General features: G+C 46.8%; 3 protein-coding genes. All 3 read right to left on the bottom strand.

The features are described from left to right. Positions 1 to 126: 126 nt before the first annotated feature. Positions 127 to 1,860 carry a hydantoinase B/oxoprolinase family protein gene (locus QAI40_RS16940; protein WP_304511912.1) on the bottom strand — a complete coding sequence of 578 codons (1,734 nt, stop codon included), beginning with the start codon at positions 1,858 to 1,860 and terminating at the stop codon, positions 127 to 129. Then, positions 1,850 to 3,976 carry a hydantoinase/oxoprolinase family protein gene (locus QAI40_RS16935; RefSeq protein WP_304511911.1) on the bottom strand — a complete coding sequence of 709 codons (2,127 nt, stop codon included), beginning with the start codon at positions 3,974 to 3,976 and terminating at the stop codon, positions 1,850 to 1,852. The genes QAI40_RS16940 and QAI40_RS16935 overlap by 11 nt, the downstream gene beginning before the upstream one ends. Positions 3,977 to 3,997: 21 nt before the next feature. Continuing rightward, the coding region (locus QAI40_RS16930) for a methylmalonyl-CoA mutase family protein (protein ID WP_304511910.1) at positions 3,998 to 4,262 on the bottom strand (265 nt) is incomplete at its 5' end.

The following is a 4,262-nucleotide window of genomic DNA, read 5'->3' as shown; positions in this document are numbered from 1 at the left end:
GGACCGAAGTGCTCCGTCGATTTATAAATAGGTTTATAAAATGGCAGAATACCTTATTCAAAATTCGACGTTGGACGTTCGATGTTCGATGTTCAAAAATCCCTTTCCTCTGTGCCTTCTATCTCTTCACTCACTACTGATTCCACGGAGTCTTCGAGTCGCATCCAGGTCAAGTGTTCCAGAGTCAGGTTCAATAATAACTCCGTAATATTGTTTTGCTTTTTCAATACTTACATAACCATATTCTACATCACGTTCTACAGCTTTTGGGTCCCGTTCAAAGGGATTGCCGTATCCGCCGCCGCCCGCGCTGACAAATGAGATTCGATCGCCGGGGTCACAAAAAGTCAGCCCGCTGGGATCAGCATTCTCCTCATTTTTCAGGAATTTGGCTTTTGAGCCGTCTTTTCCACCGAATATGCCTTGGGGCGGGTAGATAAACCGGCCGGCCTGTATGGCAAAGGTGGTCCTTTTGGGTGAATTTTCACCATCATCAGGAGCTCGTATGATCATCTGCCGGCCAATACCGCCACGCTGTTTGCCCGGGCCTCCTGAATCCATGACAAGCCCTCTTTCTTCAATGATCAGAGGTGTGTCGCTTTCAAGAATCTCAACAGGTGTGTTGGCCCCGTTAGCCGGGAAGATGGCACAGTGATGGCCATCAAACCTGGAAGAGGCTCCCATGCCGCCGCCACGGATAATCATGGTGTGCCATGGTTTACCATTGGCCCGTTTGCCGTAAAGGATGTTGGTCTGGGCAGGGGTACCGCCGGAACCGGCAATGATATTATCCGGTGTGGCTTCTGCCATGGCATTAAACACCATTTCAGTCATAAAGTGGCCCACCTGCATTCTGGCTGCCACGGCTGCCGGGAATTTGCAGTTAATGATTGAGCCTTCAGGTGCCGTCATCTTAATCGGCCGGATAGCGCCTTCATTAATGGGAATATCCGGGTCAAATGCGGATTTGATGGCCATAAACACATAGGCATAAGTAAAATTATAAACAACATTTACACCCCAGTCCACCTGATCTGATGTACCGTCAAAATCCACATAGATGTCTGACCCATCCACTTTAACAGTAAGTTTGATTTTAATATCCGATTTTTCTCCGGCACCTTCAATAATGCCTTCATGGGCATAGGTGCCGTCGGCAATCTTTTCAATGGCCGAGCGCATGGAACTTTCCGTCCTGTCAATGATTTCATCTGCCAGGGTATCCAGAGTATCAAGCCTTTCATCGTCCATCATTTCTATGATTTTTTGTGCGCAGACATGGTTGGCGGCCACCTGTGATCTGATATCGCCTGTGACTTCTTCCGGGGTTCTCACATTCCACCGGATTATGTTTAGAACATCCTCGTTAAGTTTTCCTGCATCATATAGCTTTGTTACAGGAATATAAATGCCTTCTTCAAACACTTCGCGGTTGTCGGAAGATACCCTTCCTCCAATATCGGAATGGTGGAACACGCAGGCAGTGAATGCCACAGGTCTGCCCTTAAAAAATATCGGGCTTAAGACACATACATCATTGAGGTGTCCTGCAAGAAGCCAGGGATCATTGACAATAAAGACATCACCTTCATTATAATTTCCAAGGGGAATAGATTTGATGATTTTTTTTACGCCCAGGGCCATGGCGCCTGCCTGGCCCGGTGTGCAAAATGTTCCCTGGACCAGTTCCTGTCCCCGGCTGTCCGTGAACATGCAGGTGTAATCATGGGCATCCCTTAAAAGACTTGAAAAGGCCGTTCTTGCAACGGATGCATCTGCCTCATCCACAATGGAGATAAGTCTTCGCCATAAAATTTCTAAAGTAATGGGGTCAAATTTTCTTGCAGAGTTATTTGTCATTTTTCACTCCCGCCTGACCTATGCCTGATTGGTTTAGTTGGATCCATACAAAGCCGAAATTGTCAACTTCTGCTGTTGCATCCTCACCAATCACAATGGTGGATTCACGTTCCTCAATAATGGCAGGGCCTGGGATTTTCGCATTGGCAAAGAGTTTTGACCGGTCATAAACCGTAAATGGGATATAATCTTTTTTAATATAGGAAAATGCCGGTCGTTCACCCTTGATGCAAGTTTGAATATCAGTATTGTTATTTTTAAGTTCAGGGATTGAAAATGGCCGTTTGGGAAGACTGGCTCTTACCTTAAAAGTGACAAGCTCCACCGGGGTTTCATGGTAGGTTCTGCCGTAAAGTCGTTTGTATTCCTCGTCAAACAGTCTTCTGATATCTTCTTTTGAAAATTTATCAAAGGCTTTGGTTTCTATGACAAGGTCAGTTTCCGCACCCTGGCCCACAAACCGCATCAAAAGGGTTCGCTCATAGATGACTTCCTGGCCTTTTGCAGCATCTTCCAGGATGCCGGCACTTTCCTGTTCAAGTGCGTTAAAGAGCTGTTCAAGCTCTTTAAAATCTGCATCATCAAGAGCCACACGGTGACTCCTGGAAAGATCAAATGCCACGGGTGCCGTAAAAAACCCGAGAGCTGACCCAACTCCTGCCAGGGGCGGTACCATGATAGCCGGGGCTCCGATCTTTCTTGCAAGCCCGTAGGCATGAACAGGACCAGCACCGCCAAAAGCCGACATGGTGATTATGTTGGGATTGCCGCCTTTTTCTGCAATATGGGTTTTGGCTGCCGCAGCCATGGTCTCGTTGATGAGATTATGGATGCCGAAGGCCGCTTCAACCATAGTAGTGCCAAGAGGTTGGGCAATTTTTTCTTCTATCGCTTTTTTGGAAAGTTCCAGGTCAAGGGCCATAGTGCCGCCCAGGAAAAATTTGGGATCAAGATATCCCAAGACGAGGTCTGCATCCGTAACAGTCGGGTTTTCGCCGCCCTGTTTGTAGCAGGCAGGTCCAGGATCTGCACCGGCGCTTTCAGGGCCCACCGCAAGCAGACCAAGTGTACTGATTTTGGCAATGCTTCCGCCCCCGGCCCCGATCTCCATGAGATCCACAACAGGTACCTGGATGGGAAGGCCGCTTCCTTTTTTAAAACGCTGGACACGGCCTACTTCAAAGGTTGAAACAAGACCTGCATGGCCTTTCTGGATCAGGCAGGATTTGGCTGTGGTGCCGCCCATGTCAAAGCAAAACATGTCCTTTATATCAAACATCTTTCCATAATATTGGGATGCAATGACAGCAGCCGTTGGACCCGATTCAATAATCCTGACCGGAAATTCCCTTGCTGTGTCAACACTAGTGATCCCGCCGGAAGAGAGCATGATAAAGAGTTTACCCTCAAATCCGATGGTTTCAAGCCGGGTCTTCAGTTTTTCCAGGTAACGGTAAGTAATGGGTTTAACATAGGCGTTGACGGCCGTAGTACAAGTCCGTTCATATTCCCTGATCTGGGGAAGTACTTCAAAAGATGTGGAAAGGAAAAGATCGGGCGCTTTATTTTCAATAATATTTTTGATCTTTTTTTCATTCACCGGATTTTCATAGGAATTAATAAAGCAGACAGCCAGGGATTCAATTCCTGCAGCCTCGAACTGTTCGAGGACTTTTAACACCTCTTTTTCATCCACGCCCTTTAGAACCCTGCCGTCAGCTGTGAGCCGTTCATCTATCTCCATTCTTAGAGCACGGGACACGATGGGCTCCGGGTATTCTGAAAAAATATCATAGGCATCGTAGCGGATTTCTCTTCCCAGCTCCAGCACATCCCTGAATCCCTTTGTGGTGATCAAACCGGTTTTAGCACCTTTTCTTTCAATGATGGCATTGATAACAAGAGTTGTCCCGTGGATAACTTCTTCAACTGTGTCCATGAATCCAGGCTTTGTTTCATTAAGTTCCCGAATGCCCTGTTCTACGGCGTCTGAAGGATCAGAAGGGGTGGTCAGACATTTATTGGTATAAAACTCTCCGGTTTTATTATTTACCAGAACAAAATCCGTAAAAGTGCCACCAATGTCACAACCCAGACGGTAAGTCGTTTGTTCCAAGTTACTCCTCCTTAACATTCTCTAGTAAAACTCCGGCTCGTTCCATTCTCCAAAAGTTTCTCTGAACACACCTGCCATTTCTCCGACCGTGGCATAGGCATGGCAGCATTTAACAAGATAGGGCATGACATTCTCACTCCCTTTGGCGGCTTTTTCAAGTGCTTTCAGGGCATAACTCACATCCTTGTCATTTCTGGTGAGGCGAAGTTCTTTTAAATTGGCTTTGGATTTTTGGGCCCATTCTTCATTGTATTCATGGAGTTCCACATCGGTTTGCTCTGATTCT

Origin of the sequence: Desulfobacula sp., assembly GCF_030611305.1 — a bacterium.
GTDB lineage: Bacteria > Desulfobacterota > Desulfobacteria > Desulfobacterales > Desulfobacteraceae > Desulfobacula.
The sequence above is the reverse complement of the archived record's forward strand: the minus strand, read 5'-3'. Positions and strand labels throughout refer to the sequence as shown.

Coding starts and splice junctions, on each gene's coding strand:
- QAI40_RS16940 (WP_304511912.1), bottom strand. CDS start 1,860: ATGACAAATAACTCTGCAAGAAAATTTGACCCCATTACTTTAGAAATT.